Raw genomic sequence first — 14,426 nt, forward strand, 5'->3', positions numbered from 1 at the left:
GCCTTTACCAATCCTTATCATTTTAGGGTTACAATAAATATAAGCAAGTTAACATTATTCAGTTCATACACAGTCGGGTCATTTGAAATTAAATTATTTTGGAGGTGAAAGAATGCAAACCTTCCTTAATTCCCTTTTCCTTACGTATGTTCTGATTTCCTTTAGCACCATTTTCTATTACACCTTTTTTCCTTCTGACGACAAAAAGTAACTTGTCCTCCAAATTTATTTTCAACAAATAATTGATTCCATCTCATTATTGAAATTGATAATTTTTTCCATAAAAATAGCTCTTTTTCACAAGATAAATTAATAAACGGATTGCCATTACCAAAAAAAAAGTGGCAAAACGACGATCGCTTTTGCCACTTTTTTTTTTGCAATTTTTTACTTCATTCCATGCAAGCTTACAGCAATTTGTGTCCCAACTACTGCGTTATTTTTAACTAATGCAATATTGGACTCCAAGCTTTTTCCATCCGTTAACTCTTTCACTTTTCCTAATAAAAATGGAGTAACTTCTTTCCCTGTAATATTTTTTTCATTTGCTTCCTTCAAAGCTGATTCAATCACGGTAGAAATTTCTTTTTCATTCATCGCATATTCGACAGGAATCGGATTAGCGATAACGGCTCCACCTTTAAGCTGTAAATCCCATTTTGTTTTTAAAGTGGCGGCCACCGTTTCAACATCATCGGCCCGGAAGTTTACTGGAATATCACTGGTTCTTGTGTAAAAAGCAGGCAAGACATCCGTCTGATATCCCATGACAGGGACTCCTTTCGTTTCTAAGTATTCCATCGTCAATTTCAAATCTAAAATCGATTTAGCACCTGCACAAATCACCGCAACATCTGTTTGCGCCAATTCTTCCAGGTCTGCAGAAATATCCATAGAAACCTCTGCCCCACGATGAACTCCACCAATTCCACCGGTCACAAAAACATGAATTCCGGCTAGTTCCGCACAGATCATTGTCGCAGCTACGGTTGTTGCTCCCTTTTTCTTTGTTGCCAAGAGATAAGCCAAATCACGGCGAGAAGCTTTTGCCACGTCTGAACTTTTTCCAAACATCTCAAGTTCGTCATCCGATAAACCAATTTTAATTTTTCCATCAAGAATTGCAATGGTGGCAGGAACTGCTCCATGATCACGAACAATTTGCTCCACCTCGCGAGCTGTTTGTACATTCTGAGGATAAGGCATCCCGTGAGAAATAATCGTTGATTCTAAAGCGACGATTGGTTTTCCTTGTTCCTTTGCTGCAAGCACTTCTTCTGAAAAAGAAAGATATTGTTTCATGTTAATTCCTCCAAATCTTGTTGTAATTGATTCGCTGTTAAATCTTGGCGAACCGTATAATTAGATTGCAATGTTTTAGATGCATTGACTGATCCTGCTTGAGCTATCTCAAGCAAGCGATTTCCTTCTAACCATTTATAAATTACCGCTGAGCTAAAAGCATCCCCTGCTCCTGTCACATCGGCAATTTCCTCTGTTTTAATGGAAGGAACATGAAACATTCCCTCCTCCTTATTTCCAATCATGGCACCTTGTTTTCCGTTTGTGATGACAACATTCTCAATTCCAAGAGCGAGCCAATTGACAAGCGCCTGTTCCCATTCTTCTTTGGACTTTATTTTACAGCCAAAAAAGTTTTCAGTTTCATCCAGATTGGTAATGAGCCAACTGACACCTGACAGATCATCCGGCAAATGACTCATTTTCGGAGAAGAAACCGGAATTAAAACAAGCGGTCGGTGATGCGTTTTTGCAAAATGGCATAAAAATTGTAAAGTTTCTTTCGGACAATTCAAATCGGCAACCATGCACTTTGCTCGGCTAAGTAAGGCATCATTTCTTAAAAGGATATCAACCGAGATAGAATCATACACCTCCATATCAGCCAGTGCGATGATTAGATCCCCACTTAAATCGAGAACCGCTGAATAAGAGCCTGTTGTCATTCCCGGCATGGTGGTAACATGATCCAAATTCATATATAACGAGGATGAATCCTTAATTAACTTCCAATCTGAATCTTCCCCACATGCGGTTATGAGAACAGCGTCCATGCCAAGTCTTCCAAGATTTTCAGCAATATTTCTTGCTACTCCGCCCACACTTTGCGTGGACTTGACCGGATTAGATGTTCCAAGCTGAGACTTCTCCTTCATATAAAACTTTCGATCGACATTTGCTCCTCCAATACAAACAATTTGCTCTGATTCTCTTAAGACATACGCTCGACCAACGATATATCCTTTCTTTGTAAGTCCGGAAATCATATTGGCAATCGAGGGTCTTGAAAGCCCTAACAATTCTGCTAACTCTTGCTGCGAAATGTATGGATTTTTTCGAATCATTTGATAAAGTGCTTGTTCTTTTTCCGTCAAATCTTCAAACATATGATCACCTCCTGAACAAAAGTTTGAAAATTAAACTTATGTTTATAACATACTCCTTTTTTGGGAATTCGTCTACTTTTATTTTTTACAGATTTCCCGAACGAGAAAGCCCATGCAGGGGATAGCCCGTCTTTAGACATGGGATGAGAGTGAGGTCGGATACGAAGCACCACAAATAGCCGTAGGGTTTTGCAGCGCTTTAATTATCCGAAAATTCTACTTTTTTTATTATGCGATCTTTCCAGTTTATTACCAAAACTGATATAATTGGTATATGAAGGAATTCAGACGAACAAAGACAACCGTATCATTGATTAACTATCATTTCGTTTTTTGTCCTTGATACCGAAGGAAAATACTCCTTCACTCAGATTTGGAGGAACGCTAAAAACCGTTCGTGCATGAAATACGTGAAGAATTGAAAATTGTCGTCGTTGCTTTAGAGTGCGACAAAGATCATACTCATATTTTGAACACACTACCAACGCTTAGTCCTGCTGATATTATGGCAACAATCAAAGAAGTGACCTCTAAATTTCCTCATTTTCAACCCTTGCTAAGCCTTTGGGCACGTTCTTATTTTGTTTTAACTGCTGGAAATGTATTGAGTAAAGCGATAAAGCAATACGTTGAAAATCAAAAATACGTAACTAGAAAGGAGCTAGCACCCGTGGCAAGAAAGAGCACGCCGACTTATACAATCGAACTTCCATTAAATGTTCCTGTTTGGCAACAACACCGTTTGGATAAGAAATTGAAAATAGCTCGGAACGTCTACAATTCTTGTCTAGGAGAAGCTCTCAAACGGCATAGGCAAGTGAAAGCAGATAAAGAATATCGCGCTTTACTGTGTGAACCTAAGTCTAAAGAACGTGATAAACAGCTTTCAATGATTCGTTTAACCTACGGTTTTTCTGAATATGGTTTGCACGATTTTGTGAAACCTGTTCAGCGCAAATTCAAGGAAAATATCGGCAGCTTTGAAGCACAAAAACTGGCTACAAGGGCTTTTCAAGCAGTAGGGAAACTACATTTTGGGAAAGCAAAAAAAGTATATTTCAAAGTGTTTAATGATCCAATTTCTGTTGAAAACAAATCAAACAATACTGGTTTGCGGTATGCAAATGGCAACGTTCTTTGGGGAGACAAACCAACAAAGAAGGATCCTAATCCTAAGAACTGGCTTTGTATCCCTGTTGCACCAAACGCAAATGATGAATATGCACACCTGGCCTTAATGGATAGGACAAAGTACGTGCGTATCTTGAAGCGTGAAGTGCGTGGCAAGGTACGCTTTTTTGTTCAGCTTATTCAAGAAGGCTATCCGCCAACAAAACAAAATCGTAAGATAGCTGATGATGAAACTAAACGTGTAGGCATCGACATTGGTCCATCTACAATGGCAATTAGTAGTGAAAAAAACGTGCAGCTTCGAGAACTGGCTCCAGAATGCAAGACTGATGAGAAAAAACTTCGACGTATCCAGCGAGCTATGGACCGATCAAAACGGGCCACCAACCCTCAGAACTATCATGAGAATGGTACTACTAAAAAAGGGAAAAAGATGTGGAACTGTTCCAACCGTTATCTCAAACTTCGCCGTGAGCGAAAAGAACTTTATCGTAAATTTGCTGTCCAACGAAAACAATCACATGAGAAGTTAGCGAACGAAATCTTAGAACTTGGTTCTGATGTACGAGTGGAAACCATGCGATTTCAATCGCTGCAAAAGCGAGTAAAAAAAACGACTCGAAATAAGAAGAACGGTAAGATAAACCATAAGAAACGGTTTGGAAAATCAATTGCAAATCATGCTCCTGCTCTGCTATTAATGATTATAGACCGAAAACTTGGTTATCAAGGACGTTCAATCAAGAAAATAGATACCTATGCAACAAAGGCCAGTCAGTTCAATCATTTGACTGGCGAATATACGAAGAAGCAACTTTCGGAACGTTGGAATGATTTTGGAGAATTTCGTATCCAACGTGATTTATATAGTGCTTTCTTAATTGAACACACAACTGAAACGCTCAATTCCGTTGACGTGGACTTATGTAACGCACATTGGGATAACTTTGTTGAACTGCATGATAATGAAATGAACCGTTTAAAGCAATTATCCAATAAAACACTGCGTTGGTTTGTCGCATAAACACAAACTTGATTGGTCGTGACAACGCCCAGGAGAAGTCGGAACGATAAACACACGAGGAGTCCTCAAGGGCTTGCTTGGCGAAGTGTCTTGCAATCTGCAATACGTCCGTTAATGTTCTAGGAGAACGTACACTAGTGCTTCGGTAGAAACTCTATCCGCAAAGGAAAGATAAGGATATCGTTGAAAAGTGAACAAGGCAACAATTTGCCATTATACCCTAGAACCCCACTGCTTTAGCGGTGGGAGTTGTCAGAACTAACACGAATTTCAATTTCGTGATGACAAATTTTCTTATGAATTGATATTAATACCATTCATTATAAAAAAACCTGTTTCTTAAATTACCAGGTAATCAAAGATACAGGTTTTTTATTAATCAAACTAGAAAAATAGTATAACGTTAGGCTATATTCACCTTTTGATTGCTCTTGTAGCATAAAAGGTTGGGACATTGCACTCATGCAGTTTTCCAGAGCCATTTGTGTCTTGATAGATATCTGTAAGCATAAATCCTGCCTGTAATTGTCCTCCTATTTGCTCTTCGATGGTGTGGGAAAATTGGATTCCCCAGTCATTTTTGATCGATTCCTCGTAAAGCTGCTCGTCTTTCAATGGATTGAACGGAAGCTTATAGGTTATCGTTGTTTCCTCCTCATTAAAGAGAAAATTGAGCCCATTGTCTAGTCCTGAAAGTAGAATCCCTCCTTTTTTCAACACCCTGTAACATTCCTTCCATATTGGAAGTACATCTTCAACATAGCAATTGGAAACAGGATGAAAAATCAAATCGAAGGATTCATCCTCGAAAGGCAATGGTTGGGTCATATCTGCTTGTACAGTTTCAATCTCATAATTCTCTCTTTTGGCAACTTCCTTTTCACTTAATAATTGCCTTTCTGAATAATCCAAAACTGTGCATTTTGATCCCAATGCAGTAAATATCGGCATCTGCTGACCACCGCCAGAAGCTAACCCGAGTATTTGGGCATCTTTCATTTCGCAAAACCATTCCTTCGGTACGGGTTTTGTTGGGGTTAATAGGACAAACCAATCATTATTTTTGGCCTTTTCAAAAATTTCGTGATGAATCGGTTGCCCCCACTCCCAACCTTCCTTCACCCACTTATCAAAAGTTTTTGAGTTTAATTCTGTATATTTTTTATCCATGTGAGACTCTCCTTTAAAACTAAATATCCAAAATCCGTTCATTCAAACTTTGCCATATTTAAGTGGCTTTTACCATATCTATTTAGTGATATTTTTCAATTTTTTATAGAATCTAACATTTGTATTAGAAAAGATAATAGCAGGAAAAATATGTTAAAATTATTTATATATATTTAATTCAAAGATTTCATTATCGCTATGAACATTTATTTTTAAATATTCGATGTTAAGTTGTTAAACAGAAAGAAGGTATTCTTCCCATGATATTTATTAGGAATGAAACTTTTAGACAATATTTGTCCGCCTATAGTATTACATCTATTATAGTACTACTGAATATTCTCGTATTTTTATATACATCGTTTATTGGTGGCTTATCAAATGATGATATTTTATATAGATTAGGTGGCATAGCATTGGAATGGATCCAGCAAAAGAGAGAGTTTTACAGACTTATTAGCTATGCCTTTATACATGGTGGATTTAAGCACCTGTTTATGAATATGGTCATAATTCTTCTATTTAGCCCTCCACTTGAAAAAAGTTTAGGTAAAATAAGATTTATGGAATTATTTTTCTTTACCACATTAGGTAGTGCACTTACCATATTATTACCGAACAGCGAAGCAGGAGTTGGATCATCAGGATTCGAATTTGGTCTTTTTGGAATCTATTTGTCAATGATCATATTAAAAAAGGATGTGTTCGATAACCAATCAAAAATAGTTATCATTTTTTTCATTAGTTCCGGTTGGATCATAACATTTTTATATAAGAATATTAGTATTGCCGGGCATTTTGGCGGCTTCATTTCTGGAATTATAATGGGGATTATTTTTATTTGTACTAACAGTTTTAGACCCTTTAATGTTCAAGGATAAAATTCTTCCTCAGTTAAGCAGCTGCCTTGATTCAACTAACAAATTGGGCACCTAATCCTGTTAGACTATACAACATTACTTTGGTTCGTTTCACAACTCCCTAATTGTGTTCTGACTAATATTAAATAGAAGCATTCTGGTTATCCAATCTTAACACCATTAACTCCTCATCAAAATAAGCTTGATCCAATTTCAAGGCATTTTGATCGATTCCATATGTTTTAAAACCAAGGGATTGATACATTTTTTTAGCAGGTTGATTCGTGGTTACAACAGCTAAATAGATTTGTTCAATTACTCCGCTTTTTTGAGCATGAAGGATTGTCTCTTGCATTAATTGTTTGCCCGCTTTAGTTCTTCTTTGTTCAGGTACAACATACATAGCTACAATTGTTGCCCGATGCCTTAGCTTTATTTTTTGTTCAAAAACTAATGTGACAACTCCTATCAATTTGTCATCCTTAAATGCACCAAAAGTAAAAGCGAAATCACTGCTCAATCGTTGGGCAATAGTTTCAAATGAATATTCTTTTTCCTCTTCAAAGCTCGATCCAAATGCTGCAGGATGAAATTGTAAAGCTTCCAGTCGGATTCTGCGATAATCTCTCGCATCCTTTGAATCTAATAATCTAATGTGCAAGTGCTATTCCTCCCTTATTCAGCTAAAAAAATCGCCTATTATCTCTAGTGATGCTCATGTATTGCCTTACTGGCTAGATGCCCATCTTCCTTTTTCACATAAATGTCATACACCGTCTGCTCTAAATATCTTTCCTGATTGACACCAAAACTTCTTGTTGGGGACACGCTTTTATACTTAATTCCTTCTCTTTGCAGGGATGAACTATTTTAAAATACTCATCGTTTCCAATCGTAGTGGCAATTAGGGTCCAATTTCGATTGGCGATGGTTTTTATCACTCCAATCAAGATTATTGCAATTAGCAAACCAAGGATAATCAACTTTATCTTGTTTCCTCCCAGCAATCTATAGGATGATATATCATTCTCTATAGATTCATATAACTCCTTTATTCATCATATTCGACTAACCACCAGCATTATTAATTGAATGAATCTTTCCCTTGCAGCTTTAAAAAGTTTGAAAATTTGTTTATTCCTATTTTTTATTAATTCAGCTTATTGCTAATGATTTCATATAGATAAAATTTTGTACTAATTATTTATTTGTATTCAATCACTAATAAATAACTCTTTCTTTCAAGTTAAAAGTGAGAGAGAAAATGGAACCACCTATTTACAGGCAACTCCATAGAAATCAGGAAATAATTGGATATTATTTATTTTCTACCTTCTCTTCTCTCGAAATACTCATGCAACCGGAATTTACAAATTTCCTTTGTTAAATAAAACAAGATTTTTTTGTCATTTTTACTGAGATTAAACCCTCCATTATTTTTTCAATGATATTCTCTGTAACTAATTCAATTTTCTTCATTACTAACCACAGTTAAAAAAATCCTATTATTAAATCCACCACGTTCATCTGCCTTTTTCTGACGCACATCTTCTAATTCTTCATACGTTGCTCCATGAATACTAGCTAATGAATGAATAATTTCAAGTAAATCAGCTAATTCTTCTATACTATCTCGATCAGTATCGGCTTCTAAATACTCCGATAATTCCTCTTGAGCTTTTTTTCTTAGCTCTGTTTTGTATTCATAGTCAGAAAGAATTTTTGTAAAGGCTTCTTTTCCACTATTCTTGATAATATCAGGGATTTTGTCACGTACTAATTTATTATACACAGGCATTTTTCTTCCTCCTCCTTTATGAATATTCAACCAAATGTCGAAACCATAGCCCTTCTCCACGACCTCGATCTTTGAGATCAAAACATTTTAGACAGAGGTCTTCAGATATTGGTTCATTGCTTATTGTTAAAATACTATTCTCGTAGGTAAAAATAATGGAAAGCTTTCTTAAACCATCAAGGAGAAATTCCATATTCTCATTTGTTTTACTTGTACAATCAAACACATTAAAGCTCTTCTCTTCCACCATAAACCCTTGACGAATAAATAATCGATTCCATTTGTTCATTTTGTTCATATAATCAACTCCCTTTGGTTCATGGATTTATCATCTCAAAAGGCCCGTTCGTTTTTTCCGTTTTCTATGAATCGATCGATAAATACATATTCGATATAATTCCCATACTCCTTCTTGACTTCTAGTCCTTGTTTCTCTAATTCCTCCCACATTTTTCTGTCAGAGAGTACGGGCTCCTTTTTTGAAGGGTAGCCAGTTCATTTTCTGCTATGGTAACTTCATAGGAGTCAACTTTATTTTTTACAACTATTGTGTAATCCGCTTGCTTCATAAGAATCAGTTCATATGCCCTATCCCACTCCTGTAACTGGCTTTCGATTAATTCCGCCACTAAAAAAATGAATCTTTCCGCTTTCATTGATTTTGAAATATAACTTCTGATTACTCCGTTGACAATCATATTCAAACCTCTCCCTTATCCTTATTTTTAATAAAGCATCAAGAAAAAAGGCTCCTCGTTGCAAGCGTAAATGCAACAAGGAACCTTTTTAGTCCGACGTTATCATTCACTGGTTGAAGCTCCTTACCGTGCTTGGCAGGTTGCTGTGAAGTCGTTGAGCCAGTACTCTCGTTCACTCTTGATAACCTTATTAACTTAGTATCATTATATGAGGATTGTTTGAAAAAAATATTGATCATCCTATCTGTCTTACCGGAAATGATGAAAATATTTATACTCTTTTTTCATGTTTTTCGATTATTCAACTCACGTTTTAGGAGATGGCTAATCTCAAGTTAATATCCATGTTAGCCATTTTAATCATGTTAAAGATAGTCTCTTGCTACTTCTTTTCAGAAATCCTTCTAAGGAACAACGGTGACTGGACATGGAGATAACTGTAGAACCCCTAGGCTTACACTTCCTATTAAGGCACTCTTCACAGCACCCATGCCGCGAGTACCCATCACTATACAATAAGCTTTCCTTTCTTCCGCCAGCTTAGTAATTTCCACTTTTGGAATCCCTATACGGATTACCTTTTCAATATGGACGTTTTCGGTTGAAATCGATTGCAGTGCTCTCTCCAAAATTTCTTCTGCTGTATCATGTATATACTCCTGAATTTCTTGCTTAGATATAAAGCGATGCAAATTTGGAGATGAATAGGTTGGTTGCACATTCGTAAGAATAAGCTCCCCATCTATTTGTTTTGCATAAGATATGGCAAATTCAAGTGCTTGATGGGAATAAGTAGAATCATCAATTGGAACAATAATTTGTGCCTTCACTTTTGTCGCTTCTTCGTTCATTAGGAGATCATCCTTTCCCGTAAAAAAACCGTTTTTCTTTGTTATATTACTAATTCTGCAATCCCCACCCTATTTCCTATGTCATTCAGACTTTTTTCAAAATCTGTTTTAAGGTTAAATCATCTTATGAGCACCTGCCCCCAATCTCCATAACGAAAAAGAAGCCTGCACCATAAATTATCAAGTAATCATGGAATGCTCTTTCTGGGTTATATGGCCCCCAACGGATTATTCTGTTTAATCTCTTGGATTGATAGATTTAAGCTATAATTCCCATAATCGAGAATGTTATTAAGAATAAGATTCAACTGTTCTTGTGATTTAACTTTTAATTTTAAATGATAACAGCCTCCCCCCGAAATTCGATGAGCTTCAACAACCTCATTTCGTTCCTGAATAAAGCGAATAAACGAATCATGATTAGTTGTTTTCATATGAATAATGACAAACGCTGTAAAAGGAAGCCCCAATTTCATTTCATCGATGATTAAGGAGTAGGATTTTATGACGCCGCTATCCTCCAGTTTTTTAATACGGTTCCCAACTGCTTGTCCCGTCATATGAATTTGTTCCCCTAAGTCCTTCCATTGTATGCGTGAGTTTTTGGTTAGTAACCGCAAAATTTGAAAATCAATGTTATCAAGTTCCATAATAAATTCCTTTCACCATGAAATGATTTAATCTAAAAGTGTTTCACCAAAGTATCGATAAAATTCAAGATCATCTTTATCATTTTATTATAATAAATATTTCAATGAGGTGAAGAAAATGACTTTAGCTTTAATCATTATTGATATTCAAAATGACTATTTTCCAAATGGAAAGATGGAATTAAGCAACCCTGTTGCCGCTTCTGCCAATGCTAGAAAAATACTTGAATGGTTTAGACAGAATGACAAAAATAATATTTTTCATATTCAGCATATCTCCATTAATAAAGGGGCAAGCTTCTTTCTGCCAAATACAGAGGGAGCTAAAATAAATAAAGCCGTCCTTCCTTTAGAGCACGAAAATGTTATCATAAAACATACACCTAACAGTTTTTTCAAGACCGAATTAGAAAGCAAATTAAAAGAAAAAGGAGTAACAAACCTTATAATAGTAGGAATGATGACGCATATGTGCGTTGATGCCACCGTCAGAGCAGCGAAGGAACTAGGCTTTGTAACTACACTTATTGAAGACGCATGCACCACAACCGCCTTATCTTATCATGATAAGTTCGTACCAGCTGAACAGGTTCATTATGCCTTTGTTAGTGCACTTAACGGTATATATGCCAATGTAGTTTCAACCGAAGATTTTCTTTCTAACACGACCATTTGAATCACTAGATGCCATGTGCATCTATCCCTATAGGAAATGCCATTATGTACCTCAATCAATTTATTTTCCTTTTCTATTAAACTCCAAAAAAAATCTACTATTTCATTTCAAAAATAGTAGATTTTTTTTTGCAATTTTAATAAGATAATACCGTTTCTAAAAGAACATTTACCCCCTTCTCACAATCCTCCCAGGTCGTTAATTCTTCCTCGCAATGGCTTTTGCCATTAATGCTTTTCGCAAATACCATCGCGGTTGGAATGTAGCTTGCGAGAAATTGGGCGTCGTGACCTGCGCCGCTATCCATCTTTTTGTAGGGATATCCTAAAGTTTGCGCTGATTGCTCCAATTTTTGGACGATATTCTCATCAAACCAAACTGTCTGCCGATCCCATTGCTTTTGCACCTGGATTGTACATCCCTCATGATCTGGGATCTGTGTGAAGCCCTGGATAATTTCTTCTACCTGCTTCATCACAATGGGATTTTTATGCCTTGCCTCCAATGTAAAGACGACTTTATTTGGGATCACCGTATGAACATTAGGATAGACATTCATTCTCCCCATTGTAAAAACTAATTGAGGATCCAGCACACTCAGTTTTTCTCTTGCGATTGAGATGATATTGTTCGCTGCGAATAGCGCATCCTTTCTCATATCCATTGGAGTCGTGCCCGCATGATCGGACTCCCCATTTATTTCAATCTCATAGCAGACCATCCCAAGGACGCATTCAACAATTCCAATCGATAATTCCTCTCGCTCTAAAATCGGGCCTTGTTCAATATGGAGCTCCAAGAAAGCTGATGCCTCTTTTAATCGGGCATTTTCTTTACCTGCATATCCGATCGAGTGCAGTGCCTCTTCGAATGTGATTCCATCGACATCCTTTTTTTGCAGCATCGTGGCTTTATCGAATTTTCTAGAAAGGACACCAGATGCCATCATTGAGGGTTCAAATCTTGCCCCTTCCTCATTCGTGATGTTCGCAATCGTCAAGGGAACTCGTGGGGAAATTTTATTCTCAACGAGAGTTCTTGCCACTTCTAGTCCAGCTACCACTCCTAAAACCCCATCAAACCTTCCGCCTTTTTTCACTGAATCCAAATGGGAACCAATTACGATTGGGGGATGATCCTCTTTCCCTTCCAATGTTGCGTAAATATTCCCCATATCATCGATTTCAATTGACATCCCTAGTTCCTTACAACATGTACAGTAATAATCTCTTGCTTGGCGATCTTCCTCTGATAAAGCTAATCTTGTGACTCCATTCTTCTTTGTCCGCCCGAAATCCGCAAATTTTTCGAGCGTATTTTTCAATCGTTCCCCATTGATTAACACCTGCTGCTTTTCCATGATAATCCGCTCCCTTCTGTTATAAGTCAGCTAGAAAAATCCGATTCTTTAAAATCTACTATTATTTCTATGTTTTCTGTTGCTCCATAAGTTTGACACTAAAATATTTTCGCGCATCTGCAGTCAAAATATGGAGGATTTCAGAGACACTGTTTTCCTGATTTATTTCTCTTTTTTCAAATTCTACAAACGCGCCGCTTAAGTTTTCGGTAATCATTTTGATTCGGTAGCCTTTCTGAATAAAGTAATCGATTTTGTCTCTTTCCTGTAAATATTGCTGGTATTCCTTCAAATTCATTCCTCCTTCTCTATTTGGTCAATGAATGAGCAGAAACTCCAACGCCGCATTAAATAGTTAAAGGTTTACTTTCTTTGTTCTCTTTGAAGGTTCCATATTTGGCACGCTTCAAGTATTGGCCTTTGCCAGGTGAGCCAACGAATTGTTTATCTCGAATCACAAATTCCCCGCGAGATAAAACGGAAACAGGCTCACCGATTATCTTCATCCCTTCAAAGGCATTATAGTCTACCGCCATATGATGGGTTTCAGCTGAAATGATGCGCTCAACTGTTGGGTCAAATATAACAATATCCGCATCTCCTCCGATGGCGATCGTTCCTTTTTTAGGATATAATCCAAAAAGCTTAGCCGCTCTTGTTGAGGTAAGATCAACAAATTGATTTAAAGTGATTCGCCCTTTTTTGACTCCTTCAGAGAAGAGAATACACACCCGATCCTCAATAATTGGTCCGCCGTTCGGAATTTTTGAAAAATCATCCTTTCCTAAATCCTTCTGACCCACAAAATCAAATGAACATTGGTCGGATCCTAAGGTTTGAAGCTGTCCGGTTTTTAAGGCATTCCAAAGAACTTCCTGATTCCATTTTTCTCGCAGCGGCGGCGACCAAACATATTTGGCTCCTTCAAAATCTGGTTTTTCTAAGTATGTTTGATCGAGCACTAAATACTGTGGACAAGTTTCTCCCCAAATATCGATACCTTTATTTCTCGCTTCGGCAATTTTTCTCGTAGCCTCCGCACAAGTCACATGAACAACATAAAGCTGTGATTTAGCAAGCTCTGTTAGGGTAGCCGCACGTCCCGTTGCCTCTCCTTCCGCCTCCGGAGGTCTTGTGAGGGCATGATAGATGGGATCCGTGTTCCCTTCTGCTAACGCTTTTTTAACTAAATAATCAATCACGTCTCCATTTTCAGCGTGAACCATTACAAGAGCCCCGTGTTCTTTAGCTGAAATAAGGGTTTGAAAAAGGGTTTCATCATCCGCTTGAAACTGATTTTTATAAGCCATGAATACTTTTAAAGATGTTATTCCTTCTTCCTCCATCACCTTTGGCAATTCCTTTAATACCGTTTCATTCATTTCAACAATTTGTAAATGGAAACCGTAATCAATCACCGCTTTATTCTTCGATTTAGCATGCCACGTTTCTACTGCACTTTGAAGTGACTTTCCTTTTTGTGTTAAGCAAAAATCAATCACAGTAGTCGTTCCGCCAAAGGCCGCCGCCATTGTACCTGTTTCAAAATTATCCTTTGTCACCGTTCCACCAAATGGCATATCTAAGTGAGTATGGGGGTCAATCCCTCCAGGAAAAAGATAACAGCCCTTGGCATCTGTTACTTCTGCCCCTTGTTCGGAAAAATCAGCGCCAATTTGCGTAATAATGCCATTTTCGATACAAAGGTCCGCCCTGTAAATATCAGTTGCAGTCACGATGATTCCATTTTTAATGATTTTTTTCATCTCTTTCACCTCATTTATTCATTTATATGGACTT

Annotated in this window: 14 protein-coding genes, 1 pseudogene and 1 riboswitch; of the genes and pseudogenes, 3 read left to right on the forward strand and 12 right to left on the reverse strand. The window is 37.2% G+C overall.

Features of this window, described 5'->3' with window-relative positions:
* Window positions 1-387: 387 nt before the first annotated feature.
* Together ACE38V_RS18610 and ACE38V_RS18615 are read right to left on the reverse strand one after the other, a co-directional pair.
* Window positions 388-1,302, reverse strand: a complete 915-nt coding sequence (locus ACE38V_RS18610) for a pseudouridine-5'-phosphate glycosidase (RefSeq protein WP_375843606.1) — start codon at window positions 1,300-1,302, stop codon at window positions 388-390.
* Window positions 1,299-2,408, reverse strand: a complete 1,110-nt coding sequence (locus ACE38V_RS18615) for a carbohydrate kinase (protein ID WP_375843607.1) — start codon at window positions 2,406-2,408, stop codon at window positions 1,299-1,301. The genes ACE38V_RS18610 and ACE38V_RS18615 overlap by 4 nt, the downstream gene beginning before the upstream one ends.
* Before the next feature lie 274 nt (window positions 2,409-2,682).
* On the opposite strand from ACE38V_RS18615, the pseudogene tnpA reads away from it, so the two are divergent.
* Window positions 2,683-3,051 (forward strand): annotated as a pseudogene (gene tnpA, locus ACE38V_RS18620) (IS200/IS605 family transposase); the annotation flags it as partial.
* Between the two features lie 1,926 nt (window positions 3,052-4,977).
* Here the strand turns inward: tnpA and ACE38V_RS18625 are convergent.
* Entirely contained in the window at window positions 4,978-5,733 is a 756-nt protein-coding gene (locus tag ACE38V_RS18625; protein WP_375843608.1) for a class I SAM-dependent methyltransferase, read from the reverse strand.
* A gap of 416 nt (window positions 5,734-6,149) precedes the next feature.
* Between ACE38V_RS18625 and ACE38V_RS18630 the strand changes: the two genes are divergently transcribed.
* Complete coding sequence (locus ACE38V_RS18630; RefSeq protein WP_375843609.1) at window positions 6,150-6,614, forward strand: rhomboid family intramembrane serine protease; 465 nt, start codon at window positions 6,150-6,152, stop codon at window positions 6,612-6,614.
* Window positions 6,615-6,735: 121 nt separating this feature from the next.
* Here ACE38V_RS18630 and ACE38V_RS18635 read toward each other — a convergent pair whose 3' ends face one another.
* The 6 genes from ACE38V_RS18635 to ACE38V_RS18660 all read right to left on the reverse strand — a co-directional run bounded on the left by ACE38V_RS18635 (window position 6,736) and on the right by ACE38V_RS18660 (window position 10,590).
* The gene (locus ACE38V_RS18635) at window positions 6,736-7,254 is read right to left on the reverse strand and encodes a GNAT family N-acetyltransferase (protein ID WP_375843611.1); all 519 of its coding nucleotides are present in this window, start codon (window positions 7,252-7,254) and stop codon (window positions 6,736-6,738) included.
* A gap of 804 nt (window positions 7,255-8,058) precedes the next feature.
* Window positions 8,059-8,391 carry a phosphoribosyl-ATP pyrophosphohydrolase gene (locus ACE38V_RS18640; RefSeq protein ID WP_375843613.1) on the reverse strand — a complete coding sequence of 111 codons (333 nt, stop codon included), beginning with the start codon at window positions 8,389-8,391 and terminating at the stop codon, window positions 8,059-8,061.
* Window positions 8,392-8,407: 16 nt separating this feature from the next.
* Complete coding sequence (locus ACE38V_RS18645) at window positions 8,408-8,689, reverse strand: hypothetical protein (protein WP_375843614.1); 282 nt, start codon at window positions 8,687-8,689, stop codon at window positions 8,408-8,410.
* Window positions 8,690-8,825: 136 nt separating this feature from the next.
* Window positions 8,826-9,089, reverse strand: coding sequence for a hypothetical protein (locus ACE38V_RS18650; RefSeq protein ID WP_375843616.1), 264 nt, complete (start codon window positions 9,087-9,089; stop codon window positions 8,826-8,828).
* Window positions 9,090-9,185: 96 nt separating this feature from the next.
* Window positions 9,186-9,277, reverse strand: a riboswitch (SAM riboswitch).
* Between the two features lie 216 nt (window positions 9,278-9,493).
* On the reverse strand, window positions 9,494-9,940 hold the full coding sequence (locus ACE38V_RS18655) for a universal stress protein (protein ID WP_375843617.1): 447 nt from the start codon (window positions 9,938-9,940) through the stop codon (window positions 9,494-9,496).
* Between the two features lie 209 nt (window positions 9,941-10,149).
* Window positions 10,150-10,590 carry an Lrp/AsnC family transcriptional regulator gene (locus ACE38V_RS18660; protein WP_375843619.1) on the reverse strand — a complete coding sequence of 147 codons (441 nt, stop codon included), beginning with the start codon at window positions 10,588-10,590 and terminating at the stop codon, window positions 10,150-10,152.
* 118 nt (window positions 10,591-10,708) lie between these two features.
* On the opposite strand from ACE38V_RS18660, the gene ACE38V_RS18665 reads away from it, so the two are divergent.
* Window positions 10,709-11,266: a cysteine hydrolase family protein gene (locus tag ACE38V_RS18665; protein WP_375843621.1), complete on the forward strand. Its 558-nt coding sequence runs from the start codon at window positions 10,709-10,711 to the stop codon at window positions 11,264-11,266.
* 136 nt (window positions 11,267-11,402) lie between these two features.
* Here ACE38V_RS18665 and ACE38V_RS18670 read toward each other — a convergent pair whose 3' ends face one another.
* The 3 genes from ACE38V_RS18670 to hydA form a co-directional block, all read right to left on the reverse strand.
* Window positions 11,403-12,626, reverse strand: a complete 1,224-nt coding sequence (locus ACE38V_RS18670; RefSeq protein WP_375843622.1) for a Zn-dependent hydrolase — start codon at window positions 12,624-12,626, stop codon at window positions 11,403-11,405.
* Between the two features lie 67 nt (window positions 12,627-12,693).
* The gene (locus tag ACE38V_RS18675) at window positions 12,694-12,918 is read right to left on the reverse strand and encodes a hypothetical protein (protein WP_375843624.1); all 225 of its coding nucleotides are present in this window, start codon (window positions 12,916-12,918) and stop codon (window positions 12,694-12,696) included.
* 55 nt (window positions 12,919-12,973) lie between these two features.
* Window positions 12,974-14,392 carry a dihydropyrimidinase gene (gene hydA, locus ACE38V_RS18680; RefSeq protein WP_375843626.1) on the reverse strand — a complete coding sequence of 473 codons (1,419 nt, stop codon included), beginning with the start codon at window positions 14,390-14,392 and terminating at the stop codon, window positions 12,974-12,976.
* Between the last annotated feature and the right edge of the window lie 34 nt (window positions 14,393-14,426).

The sequence above is a fragment of the Cytobacillus sp. Hz8 genome (assembly GCF_042263505.1).
GTDB lineage: Bacteria > Bacillota > Bacilli > Bacillales > Cytobacillaceae > Bacillus_BE.